Below are 14,892 nucleotides of genomic sequence, written 5' to 3' on the forward strand. Positions count from 1 at the left end.
TTAATAGTACGATATCAACTAGCGCTTCGATGGCGTGTTTCCTCCTTGATTAGCCTCGTTACCTTGCTTGGGTAACAAACCATTATGCAGCGCCGCTTTTGCTAGCGCATGGCTGGCTGATGGGTTGATAAAAAGGGTGAAAAGTAAGATGAGTATCAACTTGATCAGGACTAAGCCATCGGGGCTTTGCAGCATTAAACCTATCAGCACCAGGCCAGCCCCTAAGGTGTCGGTGACACTCACCGCATGCATGCGGGTGTAAAAGTCCGGGAAGCGTAATATGCCGACCCCGCCAGACAGGCACAGGAAGCAGCCAATGAGCAGGCACAAGCCGCTGCTTATATCGATCAGGAGGTTCATTCTTTACTCTCCTTGGTTGAAGGACGTTCATAGGGGGTGACCTTGAACTCGGCTGAGTCTGAAAAGCGCAATACACCCACCACACTGATGAAGTTAATCAGGGCGTAGACGAGGGCGATGTCGAGGAACTCAGGACGGCCCATTAAAAAGCCCAATACAGAGATCAGCAGTACTGTTTTGGTGCCAAACATATTGAAGGCCAATATGCGGTCGTACAGGGTCGGACCAACGACGCAGCGAATGATCGCCAGCAGCATGACGACGAGAATGGCGATAGTGGCGGCAGCTAACATTAGTCTTCGAGCTCCCTTACACGGCGATCCATCTCGCCGGTTTTCAGTGTCTCGATGTCCGCCTTATGCAGGGCATGGACGGTGATCTGGTCATCAATCAGGTCTATCGCTACTGTGCCTGGGGTAAGGGTGATGGAGTTGGCGTAGATAACCTTGTTGATATCCGTGCACTGGCGAGTATCTATGGTGGTCAGTGTCGGTGAGATACTCTTGTTGCCCAGCCAGATATGCTTAACCACACTGATATTGGACAAAATCACCTCTTTTGCTAACCACACCACATAGCCGGGCATATTGATTGATAGATGAATGGGCTGAGACTCATGGTCGATCACATCCATTTTCTGTGCGATGTAGAGCACCAGCATGATCGACCCCGCCCCCAATGAGAGCAGAAGCGGGTTGCTGTAATTGGAGTTGATCCACCAAAACAGGGCTAAGGTGAGCAATAGGCTGAGCTTGTGGCTCGGCAAATGGCTGTTATTTGTGTCCTGTGTCAATGTATTTAATACCTTGCTGTTGTTCATCGTCTTCCTTTAAACCTAGCATAAACAGAAAATTGGTAAGTATTTACAAGATGCAAATTGAAGAGGGCCTTATTTCTGCTTTGTAAGTTTCAATGCTACCAATAGATTTATTGTTTTTTTACAGTTATTTATTAGCATAAAGATTCCACTTCGAGCGCTTGGTAAATTTGATTGTGCAGCAATTGCATAGAGTCGATAGGAAATGACAAATGACCAACCAGACGCCCGGCAAGATCTTCAAAGTTTTCATCTTTGGGGATGCATAATTGGGTAAGTTGTTTCTTTGATGTCTGTTTCCCTACTCTGGTGTTATAGGCTCTATCTAAAAATCCCCCCGATGTTTCACGGAATTTATAATTAGTGTTTATGTTTAAGGAGCCGGCAAGAAACCCCTGAATATAGTAGATGCAGGAGTCAGCTGAAATATCTGCAGATGGCTTTTTGAGTGACATGCAAGATGCAAGCACCATCTGTTCCTCATATTCATGGTTTTCCGAATCTGCAGATAACGAAAAGGGGAGGGTTAATGTTGCAATTATTAATAACTGGATGATTTTCATGTGAATTCCTTGGCGATGTGTTAGCCTGTTCGTTTGTGAATAGTTCCCGTTTTTTAAGTGCCTCGTAACCAGAAATAACAACTCAATGTGTGCGGTTATTATTTCTTAACCGTCAATTCAGATTCTGCTGTGCCTCAGTAAATTAAACGCTTGACCCTATCTGTTTATATTTCACGTCATGGGTTTTCCGTAACTGCATATAGTGAGGTAAAGAGTTTTGTCATGTATCTGCTATTACTTTATTTATTTAAGTCGAGGTGCACCAATGTTCTATCTATTCTATGTGGTCATTTATAAGTTTTGACATTTAAGAGGAAATGGCAAGTTAGTGTAAACTCGCATATTATTTCTCTATTCATCGGAAATAACGAGGTGTGGTAATAAGTTATTGTTTGGTGGGGTTAATTTTTTTCGTCAAATGCCTGTCAGATGAAAATGTCAGAACATTTAAGTTTTGATTTATGTTAAGTTAAGCTTAATTAAAGTTTGGGTTAACCTTTAATTAAGTTTATTTTAAGCTTCGCGGTCTGTCCGCGGATAACCATATTGGCGTTTCGTTTAAGTAATAGAGTCTCGCTCAAGTAATGATGTATCTATATTGCTATATCGACGTTATAAGCGGCAGATAAGTGGGGGCAGAGTAAGTGGGGTAAGAGTAAACTTAACCTAAGCCAACTTTGACCCCGGATATGGCCTACAGATAGAAGTTTGCCGCTGCGACTCAACCTGCATCCAATCGACCTGAACGCCGCCCTGTTCGAATATATCCCTGCTGACTTAAACCTTATCTTTACAGCGCGAAAGCAAGTCCTGTCTTGGTTGCGGGCCGTGTTGCTCTCAGGCGATGTTGGTAAAGCCCCCGGCTTTTCAACCCATATAAATACATGACAGTTATCTGATCTTAAATGTATTCCAAAATCGAATGAAAGCTATTCAATTTTCCTGTCTACTATTCCAAATATTTGGTGGTTACTATTTATCTATCGTTACTAAAAGAGTAAGTGTTGGAGTTAACTATGAGTAAGCCACTTGTGTTTTATGTTGAGTTTGATGTTAAAGCGGGATCTGTTGAGCGTTTCGTTGAAGAGGCCACTAAGGTTCTTGAAGCCATGTCCCATGAGGATACTTTTATTGATACCTATTTTCACCGAAATGTGAACGAGCCAAATAAGTTTACCCTGTATGAACGCTGGAACGAGCCATCAATGGATGCTTTTGTGAAGAACCAGTTGGAGGTTAAGCAGTATCGAGCTGAATATGAAAAAATCTTGCCTGAAATGCTTGCAAGCCCAAGAACATTTGCGGTTTTAGAGCCAATTGGTGAATGGAAGAAGGGCGCTTAATGGGGCCTTTACTCCTTACCTTAGTTTAAGCCAAGTTCTGGGATATATTTTATGAAGATTTTAAAAAGGGTTACCAAGGCTGCAATCGTGTTTTCTGTTATGGGAATTATTGTGAGCCAACCGGGAATCGCCGGAGAAACCGCTAAAGGCTCGGATTTTGAACGCCAGTTTACGGATAAGTCTGTTGAAGGAAAAAACTGGAGAAGAAGTACGGAAAATAGATTGCAAGATTTACTGGATAAGGAAGCAATCAAAGACGTTATTCATCACCTGACTCGCTCACTTGACCGCATGGATCGTGGTTTAATGCGGTCAACATATTGGCCGGAAGCAATTGAAGAGCATCAAGATCCTGAGTTCCCGGTGTTTTTTACAGATGCAGAATCTAGTCCTGCCCCAGCGACCTATAATCAATTTGCCTGCCAGGCTATGAAGGGGTTCTCGACATTAAGAACCACGCAACACCGTGTTAGCAACATCGTCATCGACCTGTTGGATGAAAACAGGGCTAATGCAGAGAGCTATGTCTGGGCTTTTCATCTTGTCGGTGAAGGTAAAGAGGCTCATGAGGTGACACTGTATGGCCGCATGCTTTTTAACTTTGAAAAGCGCGGTGATGAATGGCGCATCTTAAAACGATTGACTGTTTTTGACTGGTTTACAAAAGTCCCCGCTACCGGCCATTTTGCTGAAGGCTATAAGGACAGATTCAAGGGCTCCCGTGATACAAATCAGGATGGTAAGTCCGGTGAATGGCACGACGGCAGCGACCTGGGGCGTAATGATCCCAGTTACGATTTCCTGAACCTGCCCAGTGACCCCGATCCAGAAGTCGCTAAGGAGTTCTGCCAGTTTCCATTAAAGAGATAGGTTTGTAAGCGTGATATGGGCTGATAACTATGGCGATAACTATAACTATAACTATAACTATGGCGATTTATACTGTGGTAAGCGTGATGAGTCGGGTGCTAGTTATACCTATCTGGGTTATCAGCTCAAGTTCCAGGTGAGTAAACCAATATTAACGGCGAGGTTAAGCAATGAAACATCAACATTTTAAAAATACTGAGCAGGCTTATGGGCGTATTGCCAAATGGATTCACTGGTCAGTCGCAATACTGTTTTTATTAGCTTACGTTAGCGTGTATTACCGCCAATGGTTTACTGAGGAGAAAACGCCGGAAAATTGGAATGCCCTTCAAGTTCATTTATCAGTCGGAGTAACCATAGGCGTTTTGGTTCTGCTGCGTATAATCTGGAAATTGATTAACGTTACACCTAGAGCTGAACCCGGAACGCCTATGGAACACCTTGCAGCTAAGTTGGGGCATTACGCCTTATATCTTGTCATGCTTGTTATGCCGTTAACGGGTTACATGGGTACCGGAGCCAACACTGAATTCTTCTTTTTATTTGATATCAGTAAGTTTGCCGATACCTGGATTTATCAGGCATTAGTCGTAGATGGGCTGAATTCCAGCTTTGAAGCGATTGAACCGACAATGGACTTTATTCATAAAGAGATCGGCGGTAAGTGGTTAGTGTGGATTTTGATATTAGGGCACGCAATGGCAGCCATGTACCACCATTTTGTTAAGAGGGATAATACTTTAAAAAGAATGCTTTAGTTGTTTTTTTATCCAAGATAGGTGGGGCCAGAGTAAACTTAATCTAAGCCAGCTTTGACCCCAGGTATGGCCTCATTATAGAAGTTTATCTTTACTGCTCTACCTGCATCCAGTCGACCTGAACGCCGGCCTGCTCGAACATATCCTGGCTGACTTTAATCTTATCTTCCCAGCGGGAAAGAAAGTCCTGGCTTGGTTGCGGGCTATGTACGGCACGTAAACCTGTCTGGATGATCTTGGCGGCGCAGTTAGGGCAGGGGAAGTGGGTCACCCAGATCTCACAGCTGCTCAGATCACGTTTTGCATGGAGAATGGCATTCTCTTCTGCATGAAGGGTTTTCAGCAGCTTCATCTCCCGGTTATCGGTATCGGCACTGTCGGAGATCCCATGGGGGTAGCCGTTGAACCCTAATGAGACAATGCGGTTATTCTCGGTGATCACCGCCCCGACTTGAGTGGAGGGATCTTTACTCCAGGAGCCAACAAGCTCGGCCATCTGTAAAAAACGTATCGCCCATTTTGTCATCATCTAACAGAAACTCCTAAATCAATACTATTGAGTAAACCACAGGTACCAAGCGTTATTCTCTATGGAGAACAATGATAAATCAACACATAAGCAATCAATATAGCTGGGCCTGAGTGAGTCTTCACTTTTCCTTTCTGTCATTTCTTTGATGTAACTCACCTATCCGCTGTGTAACTTAGGTTTATGATTCTTGTCTATTTCGCAGAAAAGAAGCCGCATACAGATGACAAATATTAATCAGGAAAGGTTGGTTGAACACTTTATCTCACTGGTGAAAATCGACAGTGAATCAGGCAATGAAAAAGCCGTTGCGCAACTGCTGACAGAGCAACTCGGCCAACTGGGCTTTGAGGTGACTCAGCTTAGCGTTCCGGGCACCATCTCTAATGGCTTTAATATCTACGGCAAGCTACAGGGTTCGCTGGAAGGCAGCATTGTTTTCAGCAGCCATATGGATACAGTAACACCGGGTAATGGTATTGAACCTATCATCGTAGATGGCATCATCAGCGCTAAAGGCGACACCATCTTAGGGGGCGATGACAAGTCCGGTATCGCCGCGGTCATGGAGGCGGTACGCAGCATTCAAGAGAGCGGTGAAGCACATAAAACCATTGAAGTGGCCTTTACTGTTTATGAAGAGCGTGGCATGCATGGCTCTAAGAACTTCGATATGAGTAAGATTGAGTCTGACCAGGCTATCGTGCTCGATTCCGGTGGGCCCATTGGCACCATTATCACTACCGCTCCGGGTCAGCAAAGCCTTAAAATTACCATCGAAGGTAAGCCTGCTCATGCGGGGCTGGAACCTGAAGCCGGCATCAATGCCCTGACGGTCGCCGCCGATGCCATCAGCCAGATGCAGCTGAGTCGAATCGATGATGAAACCACCGCCAACATCGGTGTGGTACAAGGTGGTCAGGCGACCAACATAGTGATGCCTGAGCTTCGCATCGAAGCGGAAGCCCGCTCACTCAATGATGATAAGCTGGCGAAACAGGTGGAGCACATGGTATCGACCTTTGAAGCGGCGGCACAAAAGCATGGCGCAGGCATAGAGATCGCCTCAACCCGCTCCTACAACGCCTATCATATCGCTGACGATGACGCGCACGTCGTTGCGATTAAGGCCGCCTTCGAGGCCATAGGTATCGAAGGTGTCACTAAGCCTACCGGTGGCGGGTCAGATGCCAACATCTTCAATGAGAAAGGGCTGAAGACGGTTAACTTGTCGACGGGGATGACAAAAGTGCACACCACAGATGAGTTCATTGCCGTCGCCGACATGGTAAAAATCACAGAGTTTATCAGCAGCTACCTGACGCGTTGATGAAGGTGGATTGTTCTCACCACTTATGAAGCATGAGGCAAGCTATCGGTCTGTGCCGATAGCGGCCTCGCTCTCTGCTCTATCTGAGTCGGGGGCAATGCGGTCACGATCAATGACGAGCCATTGCCCGGCTATTGTTCAGCTTATGTCTATGGCTCAGGGGAAGGGCCACTCACATTTATGAATGCCGTGCTTGAGCCCAATGTCTGTAATGCCTACAATGGCGCACGATTTTTTTATGCAATCTTTCAACTTTCTTATAATTGGGGCCAGACCATGACCGACACCACAGCGCAACCAGCTTTACCCGATCGTCTTTCCGTTAATCCACGTAGCCCACATCATGTGGCAGAGATCTTCGAGCATGATATCGGTATCAAGCTTAACGGCAAAGAGCGTTTCGATGTCGAGGAGTACTGCATCAGTGAAGGTTGGGTAAAGGTGCCGTCACACAAGGCGTTAGACCGTCGCGGTCAACCTCTGCTGATGACGATGAAAGGCGAGGTTGAAGCGTTTTATAAATAAAACGCTTTTAATGTAGGAGCGGCTTTAGCCGCGAAGTGATTAAAACGAACCCCTTGCGGTTCGTTTTTTTATAGGCGGAGTTTGAGGGCTATATTGCCGTCATTCCGGCGATCGCTTTCGCCGGAATCTATATACCATTCTTACAGCTTAAAACTTACTGCTTATAACTTACAGCTTAAAACTTACAGCTTAAAACTTACCACTTATAACTTTTTTTACTTCTTTTAAGGCTCTAACCACAGGGCGTGCAGCGCGGCCTTCGAGGCGGCCATCTCCCCCTGCATCATCACGTCGTCGGCATTCAGGTACTGATTGACCCCATCCTGGACATCCTGTTGGTAGAGCACGACGTTATTGAGTATCGATGCCACTTTCATCCCCCTTAGCCTGCCTACGGTCAACAGGGCGGAAGTTTCCATATCTGCGCCCAGCACGCCTTTTTGGCTCCAGCGCTGACAGATATCATCCTCATCATCGCGATAAAAACTATCATGGGAGCGCACCACCCCTATGTGTGCCGGGTAGTTGTTTTGCGAAAGATATGCCTCGATACCAGAGAGCAGATGGCGATCGGCACAGGCCGGGAATTCGCCGGGGACATAGGCTTTAGAGCCTCCCTCGTCTCGCACCGCAGCCTCGGCAACAATCAGCTCGCCCAGGCCTATATTGTGCTGTAGCGCCCCGGCCGAACCGACCCGCACCAGATATTTGGCGCCACACAGCTTGAGCTCCTCCAAAGCTATGATAGCCGATGGTGCCCCGACACCTGTGCTGCAAAGGGTGATCATCTTGCCCTGATACTGTCCGTTCATCAGTCGAAACTCGCGGTTATCGGCTATCAGTTCAACCTGTTCCAGCAGGGAGGAGATGCGATTGACGCGATCCGGCTCACCACAGACTATGACACGCTCTGCTACCTGCTGTGGACTCACCGCGATATGGGGTTGTTTGCTCATCATTTGCCTCTTAATGACAATACCCGCCATCAGCCGCTGCAGCCAAATGGTCGGCTGTAGTTAACGGTGACAGAGGCGGGGTTATTTGGTTCTGTCTGCCCCGGCTTCAGTGAAGAAAGCCGGCAGCAACGAGTATGCCGGCTATCATATCAACTTGGCATTCAGATACTTAGATCTTGTCGCCATTATTGAATTAAATTAGTCACCAAAAGCTGGTTTTCGGTGTGGTGGGTGGCTTTGTTGGGCTTAAGAGATGCAGTGCTAACTTATGCACCATCTTTTAAGGTTCGCAAGTATCAGGAGCTAATGATTTACTTCACCTTATTGGTTTATCTCTCTTTGATGCTCTCATTATTTCAGCTTGAAATTAAGCTTGAGTTAAGGTTTGCGTTGTAGGTGACCCCGTTTTGCTCTACTGCTAACCTTGATCTGCGGCAGTTTAATTTGAACTGGTCGTTGTTACTGTGTTGGTTTGTGAACTCTGTCGGTAATGTTTTTTGATAAGTGAAATGAATATTTTAAGTTGCATAACAAAAGATTTTCTCCTTTTGTAAGTTGTTGTTATTTTGTGTTTTTATATTGCTTGTATTAATTTTGGTTTTTTATAAGCTTATTTAGTCTTTAATCTGGGTCGCGATATATCGCTATATGTGCGATATATCGTTTAATTGGATGTTGTTTTTAATTAATAAATAAAATTTGCATACCTATAAGGAGATAGTTAATTTGAGTGTGAAATTTGATCTGCAACATACTTATTAAATTTGATTAGGGGTTTGTCACATTGTAACTTTAAATTTATGTTCAGCTGTTTTTGCTGTGATATTAATTATTTCAAGTTTGTTGGCTGAGTTGATTTAATTGCTGGCGAGCTGGTTTTTAATAAGAATTAAAAATGCAGATGAGGAATGAACATGAAAATTAAAAGGCTGGCAGCTGCTGTCATGCTATCAACCGTATTTACCGGTTATAGTATGGCAACAGAAGTCGATTTATATAAAAGTGAAAATTGGAAAAAGCAATTTCCTGAACAATATACTACCTGGGCTGAAACAGAACAGACTACTCCTGATTCCGGTAAATTAGATGATTTCTTAGCTTCTAACCCAAACCTCGTCAGTGCCTGGGCCGGTTACGGTTTTGCGAAAGATTATAACCGTGCCAGAGGTCATCACTTTGCCATGACTGATATCGTAAAGACACTGCGTACAGGTCATCCGGTTGTCGGCCATGATGGGGTCGTCGTTGGCGAAGCGATGCCTGCTAACTGCTGGTCTTGTAAAACCCCCGACATTGTTCGCATGTATGACAAAGTAGGGGAGGCTAATTTCTCTGACAATAGCTGGTCAACCTGGGGCCACGAAATGTCTAACACCATAGGTTGTGCCGATTGTCACGAGCTAGGCAGTGATGAAATTAGAATTAGTCGCCCATATGCCGATCGTGCAATGAAAGTGATTGGCAAAGACTTTGCCGCTCAAACACAGACTATGCAAGCCAGTCAGACCTGTGCTCAATGCCATATTGAATATTACTTCGAAGGTTCTGACAGTAAGAAAGTTCGCTACCCTTGGGATCATTGGGTGCCGGGTGTGAAAACGGATTATAAAGAGGTCGTGAACTACACCGGGACTGATGGTCTGTATGAAGGTTTTGCGGCTGAAGCTAAGCTTGCTTATTATGATCAGCGTAACTTCAAAGACTGGACTAATGCCATTTCGGGGGCACCATCGCTCAAAGCGCAACACCCTGAGTATGAAAACATGTCAGATCGAACTGACCATGCGATGGATAACCATCTAGAGTTTGGTTGTACGACTTGTCATATGCCTAAGGCGACCAATAAAGCCGGGACTAAGTACTCTAACCATAAGGTGACCTTCGACGCTGAACAACTGCCTGAAAACTGTTTAAGTTGTCATGAAGGTACTGACTTCGAAGAGATATTTGATGAGCGTAAAGCTGAGATCAAAAAGTTACGTTTTGCTGCCAATGGTACAGATCCCCGCTTAACTGAAGCCCACTTTAAGGCACAGGCCATATGGTCTGCGAACGGGATTAAAGGGCTGGAAGCAGGTAAGAGTATTGCTGAAGCTAAGGGTAACTACGAAGCGGCACTAAAAGCAGGCACTCCGTTAGCGGCAGAGATGGATAGCTTATTAACTAAAATCAGACATGGTCAGTGGTTCTGGGACAGTGCAACAGCGTCTCACGGTATCCATGCTCATAACCCTACAGAAGCGGTACGTCTGCTGGAAAAATCAAATTCAATTCTGGATGAAGCAATTGCTGAAGCCGATCTGTTATTAGCTAAGTATGCGCCTAACTATGTTTATGATGGCAGTAAATACGATACTAAAGCTAAGGTTCAACCTTTAGCAGGTCTAAATTTTGAAGCGATGAAAACCTCGAAAGACAAATTTATCGAGAAACGCGTTGAAAAAGAGTGGCCCGTTGATTTGAAATAAATAGCCTCTCCACTATTACTCTCAAATCCGTTTGCCAGTCGGTGTAAGTCGACTGGCCTTTTTTACTCATTTTTTAATAAAGTAATATTGTCATCTGTTATTACTAAAATAGTGGCGGATAATTAAATGTTTATATTGCTGTGGTTTATTGTATTTAGTGAAAATTAATAAACCGGAGCAGAGTATGCCTCTCTCTTTTGTATTAAGTCGATGCTCCACTTAGCTGGCGCAGGCTTTACTTAGTCGCAACCTCAGACTTTAATCATCATTCCTATCTTATACTCCTCCTAATAAGCGTTTGATAGTGAGTGTCCGCTCATGAGTGCTTTTTAACTTCTCACTGCACCTGAAAACTGCCGGTATTGCGGCAGTTCACCTGGTCGCAATCAGTTTCCCCTGGTTATCTCCTGTGGCTGGTACTGAGGAAGCATCGCTGAAGTCAATAAGGTATCAATTTGATTAAGTGCCCGAATTCAAAGGGCGTTGTGGTGCATGGATTGTTTTGGGCTTGCAGTGAGTCATGAGGCGGTTCGGCCAGTGAGATATTTATCTCTGTTTTTAGCTTTTTGGCTTATCGATTTTAAGCAATAAATCATATTCGAAGGGTATTATGTAGCTTCAGCTAAAAGTGTGCTCTATAGCAGTATTCTCGTCATAATTTATCGTTACCATTGGCACTAAGCTACATATGGTTTACATATCACAAGGAGTTTTTATGGCCCTTAGCCATCAGCAGAAAGTGTATCTACCCAAGGACGTTCGCAGCAATCAGTACATCACCGCGGAAATCATAGTAACGGATGCGTTACTGGCCCATTATCCTGATTACAAAACCTGTTATCAGAGTATCAGCCGCACCATCTTTAATCTTGCGGAACAGGAAGAGCTATATAACGTTCATGTGATCACTAACGATAAGTTACCCGTAGTTCGTTTTCATACCGAAGCCTACTGTTTCCCGACCGCTGAACAGATCATATTCTTCTATAATCCTGAGTATCATGAGGCGCAAACGCTCCATAGTAAGGATGATTACCGGGCACGCAAAATACGTATTGTGCTGTTAGCCACGGGTGAAGAGATCCGCAGCAACTCGGCTAATTTTCATATAAGAGTGCAATCTTTCCTCGGGAAGTTGACGCCTCAACTGCCGGAAAAAGATCTGAGAATTAAAATCCGCGATCACCAGCATCTCTCTTATGATCTGTTCGCCAAGGCTAAGGGTAATAAAGAGAGTTATGGTTATAAGCTACGCTCAATCAGCGACAGATACAGAGCGAGGGAGTGTTCTCTGCCGCAAGGGCATGGTTCGCTCTGCTATGTCACGGTAAAACTCCCCATTAGCCGTAAGCTCAAACAGGCGCTCTTACCGAGCCATACCGATGACTTCACGCCTCTGTATAAGAAGCTGGAAGATACCTTCATTCAGGCGGCATCGGCTAAGCAGTTGAACCGGATCGCCATGGTTGCCAATGGGCTCACCCCTCTGGTACGAAACAGTAAATACGATCAGGTCGATGGCACCGACGAAGTGCAGATGCTAGGTTTCGATCCCAATGTTGAGGAGCAGCAATATATTCGTCACTGGGACGGTAATCGCCTAGTCGAAACGGTGAACTTTACCATAGCCTCTGGCGTGAAAGACTCCAAAGATGGTGGACTCAGCCGTTATCTGAACCGGGTTGAAGATGCGTTGAAGAGCCTGACGTCTGAGTTAGAGTTAGACAGAGCACGAGAGGAGCTCATCGTACGCTTCCATCAACATATCAGCTACCAATATCCGGAGTAGCTTATCGGCTGATAAGCACTCATCTTCCTTGCAGGAGCCTTGCCTATCCTTAAACATCGACCAGGATGTTTAAGTAGGCTTGGCCTTTGGGCCAGAGCTAAGTGGATGGTTAACTGCGAAAGTTAACCATTCATCCTCTCTTTAGTTTGCCGTTGTCAGACTTTTGCTTTTTTAATTCAGTTAACTTGAAATTGCGTCTAGCTATCCATTACATTAGTTAAATATGATGCAATCGGATGAGGGATAATAGTGACTGATGAAAAGCTAATCTTGCTGCTGAAGTGCTGTATCGCTCTCGGTCTGGTCCTGATAGCTCTGGGCATCTATTTCCACAACTTCAGCGAAATGGTTGAGGCTATGGGGGTAAAAGGGATCATCATCAGTGCCATGTGTGTGGCCTTTGGTATGGCGCTGTCTCTGCCGACCAAGATGTACCTGACCTTTCTTCTGGTAAAGAGAGAAACTGAAAAGGAAAAGCCGGAGGGGGGATAGGTGAGCTCAGCGTAAGTGCGGACTTTCTGCCTCTACTCGTTAAGGCCTGTTGGCCTGTCTCTATACTCAGTCGTGATAGATAGGCCAGATATCTGGCCTATCTGTTTCACAGGTTTTAGCTTATAACAAGGCTGGTATACCCGGCAATTGACCCACAAGCGCCAACGAACCAACACAGATGATCAAGGCGGCCATCGGTATTACAAGTTTGTCTGTGCGTGAAAGAGAGTCTGCACGCTCTTTGTTGCCTATTAATCCAAGGTTATCGAGTACCATAGTCAGTGCCCAGCCAAATACAGGGTTGACCAGGGCGCAAGCGAACATACAGATACCAGCGCTTTGAGCGTTACTCGAACTCTTCACCATCTGCATTCCGGCTTCCAACAGCGGCAGGAATACACCCACTAACAGTGCAACGCGCAGAACAGGTTCCCACATTGCGAGATCCATCGGGAATCCCAATACGGCTGTCATGACACAAAGCAGGCCTGTCAGTAATGCACCACCAGGAATGGGACGCTTGGCTATCGCTGCCGGGATCATGTATGTCCCCCAGGATGAGGAGAGGTTACCTCCACCTAAACCTGCACCGACAATTTGACGAATAGAACACACGGCCATGGTGTCATCTACATTCATCAATGTGCCTTTAGCACTTTTAGGGTAATTCAGTTCCTGGAATACGCGGTGCCCAAGAAAATCCGGTGACCACATCGCCACAGCCAGAATGGCGAAAGGAACAACGGCAATATAGTGCTCCAGCTGTGGCCAGCCCAGTTGCCAACCGGTCGTTTCACCCCACCAGTAGAACGGATTCATATTGGGCAAACCCGGCTCGGTAACGAATTCAAACGGTACGCCCATGGCGAATGAAACGATACCGGCGATCAGTGAGCACAGTGGAATAGCCACCCAACGCTTTTGAATTTTGGCCAGATAGGCATAGATAATGATGGAGGTGAGAATGACCACGAATGGGACCGCATCTTGGGCAGAGCTTATGGCCCAGGACTCAAACTTGTTTAATTGTCCGATTAGTCCCACTGCACCCAGGTATATCAGCAATCCACCCCGAACCCCTTCGCCGGTCAGGTTTACCAGCCGGGAGCCGCCCTTGGTTGCACTCAGGATTAAGCCAAACAGACCCACCATAATCCCCAGTGCCAGCGGGTGTCCGCCAGCCGCTGCGATTAAAGGAATGAGGGGGATCATTGGCCCGTGAGTACCAGCCAAATTAGTCAAGGGGTTGAGGATTGCGGAGAAGAATACAACAAAGATGATACCGGCTATCAATAGTTCGAAGCGGGTGTTTTCAGCGACAAACTCTTGTGACAGGCCAAATTGGCTCGCAAATGCAGCAACCATAGCGGCTACCATCACAACTTTACCGATTGTTGCGGCAAGCGCCGGTACCCAATCTTCTATTTCGATACCAAAGTCACGAAACGGTAGGTTAATCCGCCAACGTTTTAGATCCATGATTGATAATTCATGCTCAAGATAGGCGGTCCTCGATTCAAACTCGCTTGCCTTGCGACGGCGCTGTTTATAGGTCGCTTGTTCTGTACTCATATCTTCTCCGATTTATCAATAACATCAGCTGAAAATACTCTCTGTTAGTGAAAGTAACTTATGTTACTGAAAGAAGTTTACATTAATGAAAGTTCTATTAACGAAGTTTAAGCATGGTCTGAACAATTTCAATAACAATTAGTGATCTTTAATATACAGGTTGGACATTTTTTGATCTTGTGATCTTTCGCGTATTAGTAGAACCTGAAATGAGATCTCTGTCACACTTGTGGTTCTTCATTAGAGTCAAAGGCTTATGTGTCATTAAGACTTTTGGCACTTAAAAGTCACTTTTTGTCGTCATAAAGGGGAGCGACAGTAAAACTTGGGCGGGAGTGAATAATGTAGGGAGTAAATGGGGAGCCGGGTATGAATAAACCCCGACTTGTCAGTAGCGAGCCACCTGTTAGTGATGAAGAGTTTCTGTTTGCTGGGACAGGTTGCCCCTCTATCGCATACAGCTCTTTAATCGCATTGAACAAATTATGGCATTAACTATTATTAGTACTACCCTATCCGT

17 protein-coding genes are annotated in these 14,892 nt (G+C 45.4%); 10 read left to right on the forward strand and 7 right to left on the reverse strand.

Annotation, left to right across the window (positions count from 1 at the left end; genetic code table 11):
* Nucleotides 1-18: 18 nt before the first annotated feature.
* The 4 genes from mnhG to Q1B47_RS11040 form a co-directional block, all read right to left on the reverse strand.
* Nucleotides 19-360: a monovalent cation/H(+) antiporter subunit G gene (mnhG, locus tag Q1B47_RS11025; RefSeq protein WP_299793141.1), complete on the reverse strand. Its 342-nt coding sequence runs from the start codon at nt 358-360 to the stop codon at nt 19-21.
* Nucleotides 357-653: a monovalent cation/H+ antiporter complex subunit F gene (locus Q1B47_RS11030; RefSeq protein ID WP_299793144.1), complete on the reverse strand. Its 297-nt coding sequence runs from the start codon at nt 651-653 to the stop codon at nt 357-359. The genes mnhG and Q1B47_RS11030 overlap by 4 nt, the downstream gene beginning before the upstream one ends.
* Complete coding sequence (locus Q1B47_RS11035; protein ID WP_299793148.1) at nt 653-1,180, reverse strand: Na+/H+ antiporter subunit E; 528 nt, start codon at nt 1,178-1,180, stop codon at nt 653-655. The genes Q1B47_RS11030 and Q1B47_RS11035 overlap by 1 nt, the downstream gene beginning before the upstream one ends.
* Nucleotides 1,181-1,311: 131 nt before the next feature.
* The gene (locus Q1B47_RS11040) at nt 1,312-1,740 is read right to left on the reverse strand and encodes a hypothetical protein (protein ID WP_299793151.1); all 429 of its coding nucleotides are present in this window, start codon (nt 1,738-1,740) and stop codon (nt 1,312-1,314) included.
* Nucleotides 1,741-2,756: 1,016 nt separating this feature from the next.
* Here Q1B47_RS11040 and Q1B47_RS11045 point away from each other — a divergent pair.
* Genes Q1B47_RS11045 through Q1B47_RS11060 form a run of 4 tightly spaced genes read left to right on the forward strand, consistent with a single transcriptional unit; the run spans nt 2,757 to nt 4,711 of the window.
* A complete protein-coding gene (locus tag Q1B47_RS11045) occupies nt 2,757-3,083 on the forward strand; it encodes an antibiotic biosynthesis monooxygenase family protein (protein ID WP_299793154.1) in 327 nt (108 codons plus the stop codon).
* A 51-nt stretch (nt 3,084-3,134) separates the two neighbouring features.
* Nucleotides 3,135-3,953: a nuclear transport factor 2 family protein gene (locus tag Q1B47_RS11050; protein ID WP_299793157.1), complete on the forward strand. Its 819-nt coding sequence runs from the start codon at nt 3,135-3,137 to the stop codon at nt 3,951-3,953.
* A 10-nt stretch (nt 3,954-3,963) separates the two neighbouring features.
* Nucleotides 3,964-4,143: a hypothetical protein gene (locus Q1B47_RS11055; RefSeq protein WP_299793160.1), complete on the forward strand. Its 180-nt coding sequence runs from the start codon at nt 3,964-3,966 to the stop codon at nt 4,141-4,143.
* Nucleotides 4,124-4,711, forward strand: a complete 588-nt coding sequence (locus tag Q1B47_RS11060; RefSeq protein ID WP_299793163.1) for a cytochrome b — start codon at nt 4,124-4,126, stop codon at nt 4,709-4,711. The genes Q1B47_RS11055 and Q1B47_RS11060 overlap by 20 nt, the downstream gene beginning before the upstream one ends.
* A gap of 91 nt (nt 4,712-4,802) precedes the next feature.
* On the opposite strand, the gene Q1B47_RS11065 is transcribed toward Q1B47_RS11060, so the two are convergent.
* Nucleotides 4,803-5,240: a dCMP deaminase family protein gene (locus Q1B47_RS11065; RefSeq protein WP_299793167.1), complete on the reverse strand. Its 438-nt coding sequence runs from the start codon at nt 5,238-5,240 to the stop codon at nt 4,803-4,805.
* A 223-nt stretch (nt 5,241-5,463) separates the two neighbouring features.
* On the opposite strand from Q1B47_RS11065, the gene Q1B47_RS11070 reads away from it, so the two are divergent.
* Nucleotides 5,464-6,570 carry a M20/M25/M40 family metallo-hydrolase gene (locus Q1B47_RS11070; protein WP_299793170.1) on the forward strand — a complete coding sequence of 369 codons (1,107 nt, stop codon included), beginning with the start codon at nt 5,464-5,466 and terminating at the stop codon, nt 6,568-6,570.
* A gap of 276 nt (nt 6,571-6,846) precedes the next feature.
* The gene (locus tag Q1B47_RS11075; protein WP_299793173.1) at nt 6,847-7,095 is read left to right on the forward strand and encodes a DUF3297 family protein; all 249 of its coding nucleotides are present in this window, start codon (nt 6,847-6,849) and stop codon (nt 7,093-7,095) included.
* A 224-nt stretch (nt 7,096-7,319) separates the two neighbouring features.
* Here the strand turns inward: Q1B47_RS11075 and Q1B47_RS11080 are convergent, their stop codons facing one another.
* Complete coding sequence (locus Q1B47_RS11080; protein WP_299793175.1) at nt 7,320-8,054, reverse strand: nucleoside phosphorylase; 735 nt, start codon at nt 8,052-8,054, stop codon at nt 7,320-7,322.
* A 911-nt stretch (nt 8,055-8,965) separates the two neighbouring features.
* On the opposite strand from Q1B47_RS11080, the gene Q1B47_RS11085 reads away from it, so the two are divergent.
* The 3 genes from Q1B47_RS11085 (at nt 8,966) to Q1B47_RS11095 (ending at nt 12,800) form a co-directional block, all read left to right on the forward strand.
* Nucleotides 8,966-10,519, forward strand: coding sequence for an ammonia-forming cytochrome c nitrite reductase subunit c552 (locus Q1B47_RS11085; RefSeq protein ID WP_299793177.1), 1,554 nt, complete (start codon nt 8,966-8,968; stop codon nt 10,517-10,519).
* Nucleotides 10,520-11,234: 715 nt separating this feature from the next.
* The gene (locus tag Q1B47_RS11090) at nt 11,235-12,308 is read left to right on the forward strand and encodes a DUF3083 family protein (RefSeq protein ID WP_299793180.1); all 1,074 of its coding nucleotides are present in this window, start codon (nt 11,235-11,237) and stop codon (nt 12,306-12,308) included.
* A 249-nt stretch (nt 12,309-12,557) separates the two neighbouring features.
* Entirely contained in the window at nt 12,558-12,800 is a 243-nt protein-coding gene (locus Q1B47_RS11095) for a hypothetical protein (RefSeq protein ID WP_299793183.1), read from the forward strand.
* Nucleotides 12,801-12,920: 120 nt separating this feature from the next.
* Here Q1B47_RS11095 and Q1B47_RS11100 read toward each other — a convergent pair whose 3' ends face one another.
* Entirely contained in the window at nt 12,921-14,372 is a 1,452-nt protein-coding gene (locus tag Q1B47_RS11100) for a DUF3360 family protein (protein ID WP_299793186.1), read from the reverse strand.
* 369 nt (nt 14,373-14,741) lie between these two features.
* Here Q1B47_RS11100 and Q1B47_RS11105 point away from each other — a divergent pair, with 369 nt between their 5' ends.
* On the forward strand, nt 14,742-14,867 hold the full coding sequence (locus tag Q1B47_RS11105; protein ID WP_299793188.1) for a hypothetical protein: 126 nt from the start codon (nt 14,742-14,744) through the stop codon (nt 14,865-14,867).
* Nucleotides 14,868-14,892: the final 25 nt, after the last annotated feature.

Origin of the sequence: uncultured Shewanella sp., from assembly GCF_947501225.1 — a bacterium.
Lineage (GTDB): Bacteria > Pseudomonadota > Gammaproteobacteria > Enterobacterales > Shewanellaceae > Shewanella.